Here is a 14,129-nt window from a genome sequence, read left to right as displayed (position 1 = left end):
TTACTCCTGTTCGCCGGACTCGGCGCTGGTTTCGGACGGGGCACGCGGGGTGAAGCTGGCCAACAGATTGTCCCAGTCCTGGTTCTGCTGGGCACTGAAGTCGGCCTGTGCAGTGGTGGAGAAGATCAGGGCACGCCCGGGGCTGATGATGAAGGCGGCCTGGCGCTGGTACAGCGGGCGGCCCTGGTTCATGTAATAGGCGTCGATCTGGATACCGGCAATGGGTGCGGTAACCGAGAGCGTGACGGCCTTGTTGCCCATGCGGGTGTAGCCGCGCAGCTTGGAGGTTAGCAGCTTGACCTGGCGATCGACATAGGCCTGCAGCGCTTCGTCCGGCAGCAAGGTGTCACGCGAGATGGTGATGCTCAAGGGTGCTGGAACACTGGCACCCAGGACGAACATGTTGACCGTGCGGTCCTCGAAACCTGCCGGCAGCGCAATGCCGCCTTCCTGTAATTCGTAATCCATGCGATGAAAATTCCTGATAGCGAAAAAATCGGGGTCAGCCCTGCGCGAAGCCATCGAGCATGCGGTCGAACTCGGCCAGCCACTGGCTCAGGCCGGGCTTGCTGGGGTCGATCACGCTGGAGATATCCAGCCATTGCAGCGAATCGCTGCCGGCGATGGGCACCAGTGCGCCGACCAGGCGACCGTGCCGAGGCTCGTGGCCGGCATTGAAGTGAAAGTCCACGACCTTGGCCGGGTTCCCAGCCAGGAGGCAATCACGTTGGCGAATCACACGCAGTTGCGGGTTCAATTCGCGCAAAGCCTCGACTGCGCTCTGGAACAGTTGCTCCAGCGGCTGCCTGGCGCGCACATCACGACGGCGGATGCTGAGGCTGACCGGCTCGCCTTCATGCTCGAGGGTGGTCTGGATGTCGCGAAAACGAAAGCCGAGCGGAAACTGCAAGGAGAACCCTGCGAAGGTGAAAGCGCTGGCTACATCCTGCAACACGGCTGGCACCGGTTCCGGTTCCAGCTCGGACACAGGCTCGGGCACATGAGCCGCTTCCGCCAGACTGGCCAGCCGCGCAGACTCCTCTTGCGCTTCGCGCCTGGCAGAGATGCGGTCGTAGATCGAGGGCTTGTACATGAACCTTGCCTCAGTCGTTGATTCGCACTGCGGCGCCGGTGATCTGGGTGGTGTCGGTACTGGTGGTCACGATGACCTTGCCTTTGATCTCGATGCCTTCCGGGGTCAGCGTGATGCTGCTGTCGCCCACCTGCAGGATGATGTGCTGCTTGGCGGCCACCTGGATGAACTGGTTGTCGACTTGCAGGGTGTAGGAACCTTCGGTCACCTGCACCACGGTGTCTTTCTTGACCGTTTCGGTGTGCGTACCGCCAACAGTAATCGAGCGGTTGTTCCCCACATCGTGGGTCTCATCCAGCTCGATCTCGGTATCCATGTTGCGCTCGGCATGCATGATGATCTGCTCGGCGCCGGCCTTGTCCTCGAAGCGGAAGAAGTTGGCAGTGCCGCCGTCGCCCTTCATCGACCGCGTCAGGAACCCACTCTGAGTCTTGTTCGCCGGCAGCGACCATGGCGGGGTGTTGGTGCTGTTGTACAGGCTGCCCATGATCAGCGGCCGGTCCGGGTTGCCGTCAAGGAACACCACCACCACCTCGTCGCCTACGCGTGGGATCTGGATGCTGCCGAAGCCACCGCTGGCGCCGGACTGGGCGACACGTACCCAGCACGAGCTGTGGTCGTTGTACTTGCCATTGCGGTCCCAGTGGAACTGGATTTTCACCCGGCCCAGTTCGTCGGTGAAGATCTCCTCACCCGGTGGGCCGACGATGATCGCGGTCTGCGGGCCGGCAATGGTCGGTTTGGGCGTACTCAGCTGCGGGCGGAACGGGATCTTCTTGCGCACGCAACTGAAGGTGTTGAAATAGCTGGCCTGCTGGCCGGTAAGGTAGTTGTTGTGGCCTTCGCTTTCCACGCTCATCAGCAGGAACTGGCGGTCTTCTACCGGGCCTTGGTCGTGGATGTAGTGCTGCAGCAGCTCGAAGGTATAGCCTGGCTTCATGGCCCGGCAGTTACTGGCACCTTCAAACTTTTTGCCGCGCAGCTCCAGCGCCTCAATGCGCAGGCGCAGCAGGGTTTCGCCTTCGTCATAGGTACCGTGGGTGTACTGGCCGGGGAAGTCGTAGATCTCGAAGTTCTCGACATCGCCCTGCTTGTTCACGCTGTTCAGCGCCACCGGCAGGCGGTTGTTCGGTTGGCGGTAGTCAAAGGTTTGCGTGGCCATCTTGCCGGATTGCAGTTGACGGTTGCCGCTCCACTGGGTGATGGAGTCGGCGGTCTCGGTGACCGAGGCGCTGTGGAAGCGGATTTGCGGTTGCTCGGGGATGGCCACCAGCGTGCTGGAGTCATCGCAGATGATCATGGTGTGGCCTTCGGCGGTGTGCTCGAAGTAGTAGAACATCCCCTCTTCCTCCAGCAGGCGCTGGACGAAGTTGAAGTCGGTTTCGCGGTACTGGGTAATGTAGGTGTAGCGCTTCTGTGGCCGGGTCAGGCGAAACTCGTGGCGGGAAAACGCCGGGCACAGCGCGAACACTTCGGTGACCACTTCCTCGACCGTGTTGCCCTGGAAGATCCGCGTGTCGAAGCGGTTCTTCAGCATCGAGAACCACGGGTTGAGGGTAGCGGTATAGCGCGCCATGCCGCCGTCGCTGCCGATGCTGGCAAAGCGTGTGAGGTAGCCGGTTATGTACCGCGGGCCGCCTTCGGCCAGTTCGATCTCGATGCTGACGTGCTGGCCCATCATGGATTTGAGCGGCACGCCGGAGTCTTCGCAGACCAGCAGCAGTTCGTAGTTGAACGCCCGCGACAGGGCTTCAGTGCCCTTGAAGGTTTCCAGCAGCAGCTCCTGCTCGGGGTTGGCCAGGTTGTGAAACTTGAACAGGCGGCGGTTCTGTGGCGACAGCAGCGCGGAGGCCAAGTCCATGATCATGCGAAATCTCCTTGAAAACACGGCCAGCACGCGCTTGCGATGCTCAGCTGCAACCCTGATCTTGCGGGCGTATTCTGCATGCGCGCATAACGCGCGTGCTTGCGGAATCATGCGACTGCCTGCACAGAGGAAAGTGCCATCATGCATTGAAATAAATGCGACAGGGTTCACATTCCCGAATGCCAGGCAGGCAGAAAGGCCCAAAGGAAACACCGGCAAAAGCTGCCCTGTCAACTCATTACAGGCCTAGGAAAACCGGGCAATACCGCCCTGCAAGGCAATGTCATATCGCCATCATTCATCCTCCCCACTGGCGCCCGGAAGCGCCCCCGGCAATCGCCGAACGGCCCGTCGCAGAAGGTTCTTGAGGTGTCGATCAGCGCCCATGCCTGACAGCTCCCACTTGAACTGTCTCGCTACCTGACGCATCAACTCCACTGGCGGAGAAAAATGTTCATAACGTGGATTGGTTCAAATTTTTTGCCACTGGCCAATTCCGCCAAATGGCCATCGCGAACGCGGCCGTAATGGCACTTGCGGGATGCGGTCAGCCACAAAGCCGTGCAGCGATGCTCAATTGCCATCATTGCCGCGCACGCCTGTCATGAGAACAATGGGCTCTCCGCCGGACTTCGCCCCCATCCTGAGGTCTAACGCGACATGCTGCGCTCGCCGCCGAGCGCCGCCACTTCCATGGACAGTGAAGCGAAAATGGATCTTTTAGCCAACATCCCCAGTTGGGGAGACATCGAACGCAATCTCGAGCAGAAATTCAGCGAGCTCAACCAGAGCGTCGACAGCGGCCTGAACAGCGCCCATGAGGCCTGGGACGGTTTCAGCCGGCGAGTGAGCAATGGCGCCAACCAGGCCTATGGCTACCTCGGTGGCCAGCGTATCGACAACGTGCGCCAGGCCATGGCCCTGTCCTACCCGATCATTCAGGACAACCTCAAGCGCAAGTGGTCCTCGATAGGTATCGAGCAAATCCTGCCGGTGCTGCTGCAACTGGTCAAAGAGGTGTCGATGATCCTCGGTGGCAGTGTGGCGGTTGGCTCGCTCGCCGGTGGCGTGTCCGGGGCGTTCGCCTTTGGCGTCGGCGCGGCGCCGGGCGCGGTGGCCGGCGCCGGCATTGGCCTGCAGGTCGGCAACCTGATCCTCATGGGCCTGGGGCTGTCCGCCATCGCCGAGTATTTTTATCAGGGGCTGCCGGCCTGCCTGTCGACCCTTCAGCAAGGCATGGCCACGGCCTGGTTCGCCGAGGATGGCCTCAAGCCCGCTGGCCTGGACCCGAGCGGCGGTTCCGCGGCGCAGGCCCAGGAGCGTGTCGAGCGCGCTGCACGCCAGCTTGCTCGCGGGCAGGAGCAGTTGGTGCTGCTGTTACTGACAGCCATCGTCACCTACCTTACTCGGGGGCAGATGAAGGCCGGCGTCATGAGCAGCATGGAAAGCATTGCCGCCCGGAGCGCTCGGCTGCAAGCCGAGATCTCCAACAAACAGCTGGCGGCCTGGTTGGCGAAGAATGAGCAGAAACTGTTGGCGCAGCCGGAGTTGCAGCCCAAAGAGGCCACACCGATCTCTCGTGCACAAGCGCAACCGGAGCCATTGCGACCACTACCCGATCGACCACCCATTGCTCAGGCACCGGATAAGCCAGGCTTAACGGAAGTTTCCCGTAGGGAGTACCTGAACAAGAAGTTTGCTCGAACGGGTAACTTGGCACAGGACATCAACATACGAGGCAACCAGGAAACTGCTGTAAACTTCTTCAAGTCACAGGGCTATAAGCCTGCCGACTACGAAGGCTACATGAACGGCTTGGACTTCACTCAACCAGTCTTCACGGAAACAATCAACCGGGGCAAGACACTTTGGCAATTCCAGGTGCCCGGCGGCCGGCAAGGCATGTGGTACTCTCCTACCCCTGACGTGGTGCCAGGGCAACTGGGGATCAACCCGCTTGGCCAGATCTACAAAACGGAAACCATCGTGCCCAAGATCGTGAACGTCTATCAGAGCACTGAGAAGGTCACGCTGCTGAGGAGTACCTCGGCACCGGTACTGGATACCTGGTCCGTTCCTTCCCAACCCTATAACGCCATTGGCGGTGCTCGGCAGATGACCTCTGGCCAACGCGAGCTCTTCAAACTGATAACACCAGGTGCATTATGAAACCCACAACCCCCCTCGGCTATGTACAGAAGGCTATCGACATCACCGCGCAGCGGAACAAGGCCTGTCCCGCTTACCCCATTTATGGGATGCTACTAAACCAACTTGACTATGTGAAAGCCGTGTTCGAAGGGCGTGAGCAAGATAAATCGAAACTCCACCAACTCAGTATCGGTGCCATTGCCTCGAAAGAATTCGAAGAAAATGACCCCGAGTTGGCCAGAGCACTGAAAGACGCCTATTACGTAGCCATCCAGTCGGCTCGTGGCCTCAAAATTCAACTGCCCGATTGATTGCCGAAGTTCGATCAGGCCAGCCACTGAACATCGGGCGCAGTCACTGACGAAAGCTATAAACCCTACACCCAGCAGACTGAGCCACGATGGACATTTACGCACTCCGGCAAAAATCGATAGCGCTGCGTGTCATCATTAACCGGCTGAAGTCACACGACCCGGCCGCCATGAAGTTGAGTGTAGAGCTGACGCTCTTGTTGAACGCGGCAAAGCAGCAGCGGATCCGCACCCCGATGGAATGGCGTGACATCCCCGGAAGCTATCTGTTCACCGAAGAAGGGCTGCAGCAGTATGCCGATCTCGAGCACGCCTTCGCCGAGTTTCGTATCGAGCTGTCCGGGGGCGAGCCCCTACCCTGCACAAGCTCAAGGCGCGCATGGGGGAGAAACCCTCCCAGGGATGATGGGCGGGCAGCCTTGCCATCTTTTCATGAGTTCATTACGCCTTTGACGCATGGATGCAACGAAATAGCCCAAACTGTCCTTTTGCCCGGTATGCCGATGATGCGGTAGTGCATTGTCGTAGCCAGAGGCAAGCAGAACACGTGATGCGTTCAATCGCTTCACGTCTAGCGATTTGTGGCCTCACGATGCATCCCGAGAAGTCGAAAATCGTGTACTGCAAGGACAGCAATCGACGCGCAGGGTATCCGCATGTGAGCTTTACCTTCCTTGGTTTCACTTTTAGACCCAGGAAGGCAATCGGCCAGCAGAACAAGCTTTCTACCAGCTTCCTTCCGGGAGTCAGTGCGCAGGCGTTGAAGCGGATGCGGCGGGCAGTGCGCGAGTGCGGGGAGAGGTGCGCCCGTGAGTCCAGATACCAAGGCTTTGCCTTGATTATCCAATAATCAGCGACTGAAAATCGGGCTTTTCGGCATCCCAAAGCCGCCCATTTCCGACTGATGAGCAACTTGTTCGGAGTTTCCTTAAAGGACCATCTCCCATCAGCCAGGTCGAGCCGAAGCGCTTGCGAGAACTTCATGCGAAACAGGACCCTGACTTTGTAGCGCACGATCAACAACTAAAATATGCAGAGACTTTTGCACCCGAGGTCTTAGCAACAAACAGATTAATGAGTATCTCGACAGCCCTGATGGTGGGCTATATCTGCAAAAGCTACGTGCCGCAAACTGCGACTACCGCCGAATCTGGAGGTAACATTGACAGGGCGGGTGGCGCACTTCAATATCTTACCCCTAACCGTAATGAGTGGTCGGCCACCAAAGTCATAGGCACTATTGATAACTAGGATAGACAATGAACACGCACACACTGAAGGCTACCGCTGCAGCGCTTCGTGAAAAACTTGAGGCTCTCGAAGATCAAAATTCCGATGCGAAGCTGATGCTCAACACCCTACGCGGCCTCTTATTAAAAGCTGAAAATGGAAAAATTCATGCCCCCATGGAGGCTAGAGACATACCTGGTTACCGCTACTTACCGGAAACCAACTTACAGGACGATCGTAATCTCAGTCAGTTATTTGCAGAATTTTACATGGCATTGATTGATGGAGAGGAGTGGAGTTCCTTTAAGAAATTCCAAGCCAAAAATAAAAATCACGATTAGAAAAAGATGGAGCACATACAAGAAGCTTGCTCGAACGGGCAACTTGGCAGGACACCAATATACGAGGCAACCAGGATACTGCTGCCAATTTCTTCAAGTCACAGGGCTATAAGTCTGCCGATTACATCCCCCTGCTCATTGAGCCTCTGCATGATCACCGGAAAGAAATTGCGCGACTGACTATAGTCAAAGGTACGAACGGCGATCTTTCCGGATTGCAGTAGCTATAAAGTTTCAACGATTTGTTCAGGCGGAACTCGCACTTTGCCAAGCTGCCGAAACTTGCAAATACCTCGCCAACTAGGTCTTGTACCGTCTTACCCTGGAAGATTCGCGAGTCGAGACGGCAAGTCAACATCACACTTCCTGGATAACTGGCGTCTAATATCGCTTATTTTCGGCTCTTGAGTGCAAAAACCCGAGCCAACCATGAAGCGTCACGTAACGCACGCACATATTCGATCTCAAGAAATGTGTATTGACGCGCCTCACGACGCTCGCGTTCTTTTAACGCCCTTAACGAAGCGATATTGGTGCGATTATAGAAGACCAAATACAGCGAAATGAAAACCATCACACACAGCACCACGGCCATAGAACTATTATAGTTCTTTATCGTCGGATACAGCAGACTACTCAACCCTGCACCAAGCCCGCCCACAACCCACGAATTGGCCTGCTCGGGTTCGAATACTTCTACCCGCTCACCGCGTAACAGAAATGAACTCGCCTTGCTTCGATGCCCATAGGCCAATGCGAAAGCCAACGCAGTAAGAATGAGCGGCACGGCGCTGATCGCAAGCGCCGCTACGCCTCCCATTTTTGCTTGTTTGTACGTTATCGCCATTGACAGAACAAAGGCAAAAAGCGGCACGGCAGTCAAGCTGAAACAGAGACGTAAGGACGCAAAATCAGCAAATCTTTCCGAACGATAGGCGCATTTCACGCACCAGCAAAATGTAACAAAAGACGCTACAGCCATGGGCACAAAAACAATTTTCGGCGCCACCCCAAGTGTCAACACTGAAATCATAAGCGTCAAAAACCAGAAGGCCCAAATTCGCGCAAAAAACCGTTCGGTCGTAAACATTTAATTCAATCTTTCCCGGTCAGGTAAATGCATCCTGCATCAAGCTGGAAATCTCACAATGAAAACGCGCTTGGCCGGGAACTGTCAAATGATGGCAATAAGCCAGATTGCCTCACCACGAGGACAAAAGCCGCGTGCAACAGGTGGATCATGGGCCTGTGTATCAGTAGACAATTTCTTGATTAATTACATCGGAATATGTCATCCGGTTTGAGCTGCTGGAGGTCTGGAGTGTAGGCTCCCTACGCCTAGCCATGAGGCAGTAGATCGCGAATATCAGGGAGAATCGCCATGAGCGTGAGCGAAAGCCAACTCAGCCAGCTCGACCGGGAGATGGACCAGAATCACCGGGAAATGGTGATCATGTCCATTGAGGATTTTCACGCACAGGCCCAGTTTGCTCAGCAGGCACATGGCGCCACGCAATCGCCGCAAGTCTGTACGCGCACACAGGGCGATATGCTGACCGGCACCTGGCACGGCGTGAAATCCACCTACAACGGCCTGCCTCATACCTTCGTCAATACCACCTGGGGTGTGCCCGCGGCCATGGCCGCCTGGGACGCGAAAAACACCGCCAGTTTCATTCGCGACATGAACGGGTTGGGCACAAAAGTACGCTACACAGTGCGCAATGGTAAGCAGTACGTCGTTCTCACCGGCTACCCTGGCCTGCGCAAGACACTCAACGCGCCACGCTATGGCATCCAGAATGCCAAGCTCGTCAGCATGGGCATCGGCAAGTATGGAGTGCGCGGATCGTCCATCAAAGGATTCAAGCTTTCGTGCTACGTGGCGGTGGCCATTGAAGTCGCAGAATGGATATTTGCCGACGAGCACGTCATGAGCGACCTGTTTGGCGGCGTTGGCGTGGAACTGATCAAGGCCGGTATCGCCTCGGCACTCGGATACGCCGCGGCCCTGGCTGCTGGCGCCCTGTTCACTGCAGCCGCCGCACCAGTCATTGCCGGGGCGCTCGTGGTATTTGCCGTAGGCCTTGGATTGAACGCACTCGACAATCACTTCGGCATCAAGAATGCCGTTAAGGCGGGTTTACGCTATGCCGTGGATCATATCGAGGCCATTCACAAGACAATCACCGAGATCAAGCCGGACGACCTGCGTCGCTACGCTGAGGAAACCGCCGCCAACATCGCAGGCAGGATTGCCGACGAGCTTTACGATGAGGCCAAGTCGTGGGTCATCCGTAAGCTGCGCCCCGACGGGATAGACTTGCCTGCATGGCCAGACGCCCCCAGGCTGCCATCGATGCCCTCATTGCCATCGCTCCCAACGTTCAACCTGCCTAAGTTCTGAGAATGAATACACGCTCCTCACAAATTTCACCCGGGCTTTCCCCCCTCAAGATGAGGCTGCTGGCCGTCGGCATGTTTATCGTATTGCTGCTGGTAGGGGCCGTCTCGCTTTATGCCTATACCAACTACCTGTTCCCGCTGTACGGCAGGTTGCTACGCGGCGCCCCGGTTGTGGAGACACCGTACCTCGCGTTCGGCCTGCTCATGGCCCCACCGGCACTCGCCATCCTGCTCGTTGGCAGTGCGATCTGCGCCTGGACCGGCAAGAAATTCGACCCGCCCCCTGCATCCTGGCTGCACCGCTTCCAGACGTTGATGTTCGGGATATCGATTAAAACACTGATCTATGTAGTACCTGCAGTGATGGTTCTGACTACGGGGGCTTTGCTGGCCAGGGGTTACACGCCCTGCTCGAAGCTGCTGATATCGGGTTCTGCCTGGCAGTTGTTCTGGGTCAATGATGACCGGGTGTGCTTCAAGCCGGATCACTACATCAACGACAACTGGCCATGCAAGGTTATCGACGGCAAGGACGTTTGCGTCCAGGTCGACGGGCGGTAAGTTGCCTACCTTGGCCAGGCTCAAAGTGAGTACGGCGGAAAACCGAAAAGGTAACAGTTGATAAGCCGCAGCGACCTGGAAACGGGGCGTACAGCGGCGCCCCTCCGGTCTACGCACACTCAGGCATTAAATGGACAAAGACACACTGAAAATTACAGCCAGAGCGCTTCGCGAAAAGCTTGAGATTCTCAAGGACCAGAATCCTGACGCCATGACCATGCTCAGCCTACTTCGCGACCTTCTGCTGAAATCTGAGAACGGTGACATCCACACACCTTTAGAGGCGCGAGACATCCCTTGTTATCGCTATCTACCTGAAACAAACCTACGAGACGATCATGAGCTTAGCGAGGCTTTTGCCAAATTCTATATGGCGTTAATCAAGGGACAAGAATGGAGTTCATTTAAAAAATTTAAAGCCAGAAGTAACACGCACGAATAGAACCTGACATTGCACCCTTATGGTTTTCATCACGAGGGCGGCGTGCAAGGGATGTGGTGCAGATGGCAATCGATCTTACCTTGCAGCGAAACACGGCCTGCCCACGCAATCCGCTCTACGGGATATCGAGCTCATCGCGCGGCGGCGCCAGCTCGAACAGCCGGCTCGCCAACCTACGAATATGCTGCGACCAGGCCACCTTGGCCACCCACTCCGACGGCATGCCCGATACCCCGTAGAGCGCCCCCGCAATCTGCCCTGCCGTTGCAGCGACACTGTCGGCATCATCGGCAAGGTTGACAGCCAGCAGGATCGCATCCCTGAAATTGTTGGTATTCCAGACAGCCCAAAGCGCGGCTTCCAAGGTATCGACCACATACCCCGACGAGCGAATGTGTTCGCGGGATTTGTGCTTGTACTCCCCCGCATTGATGATCGTGGGTCTCGGCTGCAGCGGCCGCACCTTGGGTGCCAACGCCTCGACCTTGTCTGCGCCATTGAGCGCCAGGTGCAACTGGGCAGCGAACAGCTTGCAGCAATCCTGAACCTCGACGGCGCCATGGGTCACGCTGCTTTGGGTGACGCTCTCCCACCAGCTTGCCGAGAGCGAATGACGCCTGAAAATAGCCGTAGGCGCGAGGCGTATCAACGAACCATTGCCTGCGGTCGAGGCCTCGATATTGCCCATCCAGCCAAGCCCTTGGGCCTCCCACCCTTCCAGGGCACGGCGGGTGACATTGCCAATGTCGAAGCAGCGGCCATTGACGCTGTTTTCGCCGTGCCGGTACCAGCGCACCAATGCATCGGCGAAGGTTGCGAAATCGAACTTGCCTTGGCTGGCGTAGGTGTCCGCCAGGCACAGGGCCATGCTGGTATCGTCGGTCCACTCACCAGGCGCCAGGCGGAAAGGACCACCGCCGACCATGTCGCTGACATGCCCTTGATCACGCCGCTGGAACTCCAGGGTCGTGCCTACCGCATCACCAATCGCCAACCCCAGCAGTGCACCTTGCGCGCGGTCCAGCGCCTGGTCCGGTGACAACGTGCAGGGCCTGTCGCTCAGCCAGCCGGGCTTGATACGGGGCAGCCTGGGGGCGCCGGGTTCCAGCGTGTAGCTCATGCGCTGCTGCAACTGCGGCGACCATTCGGGTTGCAGTTCGGCGTAACGCTGGGCGTACTCGCTCAGGACTGCATCTGGGCTTCTCAGGTCGATCATGCTGATTCCTTGCTGTGGTTCGCGCTCATCCATGCGAGCATTCTGCGGAACATGCACGCTACTGGCAACGAAATGCCCAGGCAGGTAGCCATGCCCAAGTGATGGCCGCTAACAACCCACCTCGAAGGTGCTTCTCAGCATGAAATTCAATGACACCTACACAAGCCGCGAGCACCGCTTTGCCCTCGGGATAGAACTGGCTTCGCAGCAGTGCTACCTGTCCATCCCAGTCAGCAATACCTTGGTCGATTACGAAGAGTATTACCGCATCGACAAGGCCCGATACGAGGCCTGGCTACAGGAACCTTCGGCAGCGCTGCCCATGGTTGTTCGATGCCGCCGCCGCGAACTGGACCACGCCCTGATGATGCAACCCGGCGCCCAGCGTGGCACGGCTGCCCCGTGCATTTGCAACCTGACGGAGATCTCGGCGGTGTTGGCACGAGCAGCAACCTTGCTGCTGCGCGATGGCGGCTACGCAAGCTGGGCCAATACCCTCCTGGGCTACCGTTCACGGCTGCACAGCGATACCGAGCAGGTGCGCCTGAGCTTGTTCGCGATGCCTCGCGGCATGGGCACGCTCAGCGATGCCGTGCTGTATGAAAACGGCGTGCTGTTGGTCGAGGCCACCGATGAATTACATGCATTGCTAGGGTGCTTGTGGGAGTGGGGAATCCAAGGTCGCATCGCCGGCGCAAAGTCGCTGTAGCAACCCATACGGACCCGCTTCGACGCGGCATATTCCGTCGCATTGCCATCACGAAAACACGCTGCGATGAAAGACTGGCATGAACGGCGTAGCACTGAAAAATGCGACCCAGATCACTTTTTGAAAAATTCTTTTCACGCCAATTTTTGCCGCGATCTTGACACCTACTCCCCCTGATTTTGCGGGTCAAAGCCCCATTCCATGTGCTCGAAACCTGCGCGCAATGTCATGACGCCATCATTGCACCGCATCACAAAACAGGGAAAAAATCGCGCCCCTCACCGGAACTTCTTCCCCGGCGAGGTGCCCTATTCGGCATTGCTGGCAACACGATATTCATGTGCCAGCATTCAAATTGCCGCAGCCGAGTGGCGCGATTTTCAGGTCCACGCCATTGGCGTTTCAGGACGATCAAGCAGGCTCATGGACGATGCACCGATGACACAGACATTCGATGTCGAAGCACTGATCAAGCTGCGTAGCCAGACGCGGGCGATCTCCGATGCGCTGAAGGCGCAGGCGGCGGATTACCTTGCCACCGTGGCACCGCTGATCCGTCCGCAAACCCTGTTTGGCGAATACCTGCAAGGCGCCCAACGCAGCAGCGGGCGCGAAACCCAGGGCCACTTCCAGGCCCTGGTCGAACTCTACGAACGTATCGGCTCGGCCGCGCCGTTCCAGCTGGTCACCGAGCTGGAAGTACCGCTGAACCTGATCAGCACCACCCCCGAACTGTTCCCGCTGGAATACGACAAGACCCTGGAACACAGCGGCCAGGTCATCCGCATCACCAGCCCGACCCGCTGGGTGGTGGGCTTCCACGCCTTCGACCTGGCGCGGTTTCGCAATGTCATCAAAGACCCCAACCGCAGCAGCGCCGAGCTGTACCGCTTCGTGGTGCACTACCTGGTGCTGTTCTACTGCCTGAGCAAGTCGCCTGGCCTTGGGCGGCTGTTCGAGGGCTTGCGCTACGGCCTGAGCTTCGAGCGCCTGAAGGGCTTTGGCGACCTGCCGTTCTGCGTCATCAGCTCGCCGGTGCGCTCGGAACTTCCCGACGACTCGGTCATCCGCAGCAGCACGCAGATTGCCGGCAACACCAGCTTCGAAGAACTGGTAGGCCGCGACAACATTCTGGAAATGAACGACGAAATCCGTCAGCGCCTGCTGCTGACGATCGAAGGACTGTAACGCGCAGCGCCCGGCACCGGGCCGCGCAATGATTCGCAGCGAATTGCTCGCACTGGAGAACACGATGGCGAAGAAGGAAAGCACTCAGCACAAACTTGACCGCGTTCGCGCGCCTCGGGTCCATATCACCTACGACGTGGACATCGGCGATGCCATCGAGAAAAAAGAGCTGCCCTTCGTCGTCGGCGTACTGGGCGACTTTTCCGGCAACCCGCTGGAGCCGCTGCCCAAGCTCAAGGACCGCAAGTTCGTATTCATCGACCGCGACAACTTCAATGGCGTGCTCAAGGGCATCAAGCCACGCCTGACCTACCGCGTCGACAACACCCTGGCCAAGAACGGTACCCAGCTGGGCGTGGAGCTGAACTTCAACAGCCTCGAAGACTTCGAGCCACAGAACGTGGTCAAGCAGGTCGAGCCGCTGCGCAAGCTGCTGGAAGTGCGCAACAAACTGGCCGACCTGCGCAACAAGATGGGCGGCAACGACAAGCTCGAAGAGCTGCTGATGGACGTGCTGCAGAACACCGAAAAGCTCAAGACCTTGGGCAAGGAATTCGGCCGTGAAGCCGAAGTGAAAGACCCGTCCAGCGACGATCGCGCCTGAGCAGGAGCCC

The 14,129-nt window shown here is 57.8% G+C and carries 16 protein-coding genes and 2 pseudogenes; 12 read left to right on the top strand and 6 right to left on the bottom strand.

Going from position 1 to position 14,129, the window contains the following annotated elements:
* The 3 genes from ACF8EA_RS01210 to tssI are packed head-to-tail and all read right to left on the bottom strand — an operon-like array spanning position 1 to position 2,960.
* Positions 1-468 (bottom strand): DcrB-related protein, encoded by a 468-nt coding sequence (locus ACF8EA_RS01210; RefSeq protein WP_003248404.1) that lies wholly within the window; start codon positions 466-468, stop codon positions 1-3.
* A gap of 34 nt (positions 469-502) precedes the next feature.
* The gene (locus ACF8EA_RS01205; protein ID WP_103444333.1) at positions 503-1,093 is read right to left on the bottom strand and encodes a hypothetical protein; all 591 of its coding nucleotides are present in this window, start codon (positions 1,091-1,093) and stop codon (positions 503-505) included.
* 10 nt (positions 1,094-1,103) lie between these two features.
* Positions 1,104-2,960 (bottom strand): type VI secretion system tip protein TssI/VgrG, encoded by a 1,857-nt coding sequence (tssI, locus tag ACF8EA_RS01200; protein ID WP_103444332.1) that lies wholly within the window; start codon positions 2,958-2,960, stop codon positions 1,104-1,106.
* A 711-nt stretch (positions 2,961-3,671) separates the two neighbouring features.
* On the opposite strand from tssI, the gene ACF8EA_RS01195 reads away from it, so the two are divergent.
* The 6 genes and pseudogenes from ACF8EA_RS01195 to ACF8EA_RS01170 all read left to right on the top strand — a co-directional run bounded on the left by ACF8EA_RS01195 (position 3,672) and on the right by ACF8EA_RS01170 (position 7,217).
* Positions 3,672-5,129, top strand: a complete 1,458-nt coding sequence (locus ACF8EA_RS01195) for a polymorphic toxin type 46 domain-containing protein (RefSeq protein WP_392520977.1) — start codon at positions 3,672-3,674, stop codon at positions 5,127-5,129.
* Positions 5,126-5,422, top strand: coding sequence for an immunity protein Tsi6 family protein (locus tag ACF8EA_RS01190; RefSeq protein ID WP_003248391.1), 297 nt, complete (start codon positions 5,126-5,128; stop codon positions 5,420-5,422). The genes ACF8EA_RS01195 and ACF8EA_RS01190 overlap by 4 nt, the downstream gene beginning before the upstream one ends.
* A gap of 89 nt (positions 5,423-5,511) precedes the next feature.
* Positions 5,512-5,828 (top strand): annotated as a pseudogene (locus ACF8EA_RS01185) (hypothetical protein).
* 30 nt (positions 5,829-5,858) lie between these two features.
* Positions 5,859-6,209: pseudogene (locus ACF8EA_RS01180) on the top strand (reverse transcriptase domain-containing protein); the annotation flags it as partial.
* Between the two features lie 472 nt (positions 6,210-6,681).
* Positions 6,682-6,993, top strand: coding sequence for a hypothetical protein (locus ACF8EA_RS01175; protein WP_103462538.1), 312 nt, complete (start codon positions 6,682-6,684; stop codon positions 6,991-6,993).
* 26 nt (positions 6,994-7,019) lie between these two features.
* Positions 7,020-7,217 carry a polymorphic toxin type 46 domain-containing protein gene (locus ACF8EA_RS01170; protein WP_323601223.1) on the top strand — a complete coding sequence of 66 codons (198 nt, stop codon included), beginning with the start codon at positions 7,020-7,022 and terminating at the stop codon, positions 7,215-7,217.
* Here the strand turns inward: ACF8EA_RS01170 and ACF8EA_RS01165 are convergent.
* On the bottom strand, positions 7,148-7,351 hold the full coding sequence (locus ACF8EA_RS01165; RefSeq protein WP_346015711.1) for a contractile injection system protein, VgrG/Pvc8 family: 204 nt from the start codon (positions 7,349-7,351) through the stop codon (positions 7,148-7,150). The two genes, ACF8EA_RS01170 and ACF8EA_RS01165, sit on opposite strands and share 70 nt — an antisense overlap.
* A 33-nt stretch (positions 7,352-7,384) precedes the next feature.
* Entirely contained in the window at positions 7,385-8,083 is a 699-nt protein-coding gene (locus tag ACF8EA_RS01160) for a hypothetical protein (RefSeq protein WP_275967359.1), read from the bottom strand.
* A gap of 291 nt (positions 8,084-8,374) precedes the next feature.
* Between ACF8EA_RS01160 and ACF8EA_RS01155 the strand changes: the two genes are divergently transcribed.
* The 3 genes from ACF8EA_RS01155 (at position 8,375) to ACF8EA_RS01145 (ending at position 10,402) form a co-directional block, all read left to right on the top strand.
* Positions 8,375-9,400, top strand: a complete 1,026-nt coding sequence (locus ACF8EA_RS01155; protein WP_103444327.1) for a hypothetical protein — start codon at positions 8,375-8,377, stop codon at positions 9,398-9,400.
* A gap of 50 nt (positions 9,401-9,450) precedes the next feature.
* Positions 9,451-9,960 carry a hypothetical protein gene (locus ACF8EA_RS01150; RefSeq protein WP_021785691.1) on the top strand — a complete coding sequence of 170 codons (510 nt, stop codon included), beginning with the start codon at positions 9,451-9,453 and terminating at the stop codon, positions 9,958-9,960.
* A gap of 130 nt (positions 9,961-10,090) precedes the next feature.
* Positions 10,091-10,402 (top strand): hypothetical protein, encoded by a 312-nt coding sequence (locus ACF8EA_RS01145; RefSeq protein WP_103444326.1) that lies wholly within the window; start codon positions 10,091-10,093, stop codon positions 10,400-10,402.
* 115 nt (positions 10,403-10,517) lie between these two features.
* Here the strand turns inward: ACF8EA_RS01145 and tri1 are convergent, their stop codons facing one another.
* On the bottom strand, positions 10,518-11,618 hold the full coding sequence (gene tri1, locus ACF8EA_RS01140; RefSeq protein WP_392520976.1) for an ADP-ribosylarginine hydrolase Tri1: 1,101 nt from the start codon (positions 11,616-11,618) through the stop codon (positions 10,518-10,520).
* Between the two features lie 139 nt (positions 11,619-11,757).
* Here tri1 and ACF8EA_RS01135 point away from each other — a divergent pair, with 139 nt between their 5' ends.
* From ACF8EA_RS01135 to tssB, 3 genes are all read left to right on the top strand, one after another.
* Positions 11,758-12,327: a hypothetical protein gene (locus tag ACF8EA_RS01135; protein ID WP_021785689.1), complete on the top strand. Its 570-nt coding sequence runs from the start codon at positions 11,758-11,760 to the stop codon at positions 12,325-12,327.
* A gap of 438 nt (positions 12,328-12,765) precedes the next feature.
* Positions 12,766-13,515, top strand: coding sequence for a hypothetical protein (locus ACF8EA_RS01130; RefSeq protein ID WP_028697263.1), 750 nt, complete (start codon positions 12,766-12,768; stop codon positions 13,513-13,515).
* A gap of 64 nt (positions 13,516-13,579) precedes the next feature.
* Positions 13,580-14,119, top strand: coding sequence for a type VI secretion system contractile sheath small subunit (gene tssB / locus ACF8EA_RS01125; protein WP_028697264.1), 540 nt, complete (start codon positions 13,580-13,582; stop codon positions 14,117-14,119).
* The last annotated feature ends 10 nt before the right edge of the window (positions 14,120-14,129 follow it).

It is taken from the genome of Pseudomonas sp. YQ_5 (genome assembly GCF_043103305.1).
In the GTDB taxonomy this organism is placed as follows: Bacteria; Pseudomonadota; Gammaproteobacteria; order Pseudomonadales; family Pseudomonadaceae; genus Aquipseudomonas; species Aquipseudomonas putida_Y.
This window is presented reverse-complemented; position numbering and strand designations above follow the sequence as displayed.

Bases quoted from the DNA above. Each gene is read 5' to 3' on its own strand.
- ACF8EA_RS01210 (WP_003248404.1), bottom strand. From the start codon at position 468: ATGGATTACGAATTACAGGAAGGCGGCATTGCGCTGCCGGCAGGTTTC.
- ACF8EA_RS01205 (WP_103444333.1), bottom strand. From the start codon at position 1,093: ATGTACAAGCCCTCGATCTACGACCGCATCTCTGCCAGGCGCGAAGCG.
- tssI (WP_103444332.1), bottom strand. From the start codon at position 2,960: ATGATCATGGACTTGGCCTCCGCGCTGCTGTCGCCACAGAACCGCCGC.
- ACF8EA_RS01195 (WP_392520977.1), top strand. From the start codon at position 3,672: ATGGATCTTTTAGCCAACATCCCCAGTTGGGGAGACATCGAACGCAAT.
- ACF8EA_RS01190 (WP_003248391.1), top strand. From the start codon at position 5,126: ATGAAACCCACAACCCCCCTCGGCTATGTACAGAAGGCTATCGACATC.
- ACF8EA_RS01175 (WP_103462538.1), top strand. From the start codon at position 6,682: ATGAACACGCACACACTGAAGGCTACCGCTGCAGCGCTTCGTGAAAAA.
- ACF8EA_RS01165 (WP_346015711.1), bottom strand. From the start codon at position 7,351: ATGTTGACTTGCCGTCTCGACTCGCGAATCTTCCAGGGTAAGACGGTA.
- ACF8EA_RS01160 (WP_275967359.1), bottom strand. From the start codon at position 8,083: ATGTTTACGACCGAACGGTTTTTTGCGCGAATTTGGGCCTTCTGGTTT.
- ACF8EA_RS01155 (WP_103444327.1), top strand. From the start codon at position 8,375: ATGAGCGTGAGCGAAAGCCAACTCAGCCAGCTCGACCGGGAGATGGAC.
- ACF8EA_RS01150 (WP_021785691.1), top strand. From the start codon at position 9,451: ATGAGGCTGCTGGCCGTCGGCATGTTTATCGTATTGCTGCTGGTAGGG.
- ACF8EA_RS01145 (WP_103444326.1), top strand. From the start codon at position 10,091: ATGGACAAAGACACACTGAAAATTACAGCCAGAGCGCTTCGCGAAAAG.
- tri1 (WP_392520976.1), bottom strand. From the start codon at position 11,618: ATGATCGACCTGAGAAGCCCAGATGCAGTCCTGAGCGAGTACGCCCAG.
- ACF8EA_RS01135 (WP_021785689.1), top strand. From the start codon at position 11,758: ATGAAATTCAATGACACCTACACAAGCCGCGAGCACCGCTTTGCCCTC.
- ACF8EA_RS01130 (WP_028697263.1), top strand. From the start codon at position 12,766: ATGACACAGACATTCGATGTCGAAGCACTGATCAAGCTGCGTAGCCAG.
- tssB (WP_028697264.1), top strand. From the start codon at position 13,580: ATGGCGAAGAAGGAAAGCACTCAGCACAAACTTGACCGCGTTCGCGCG.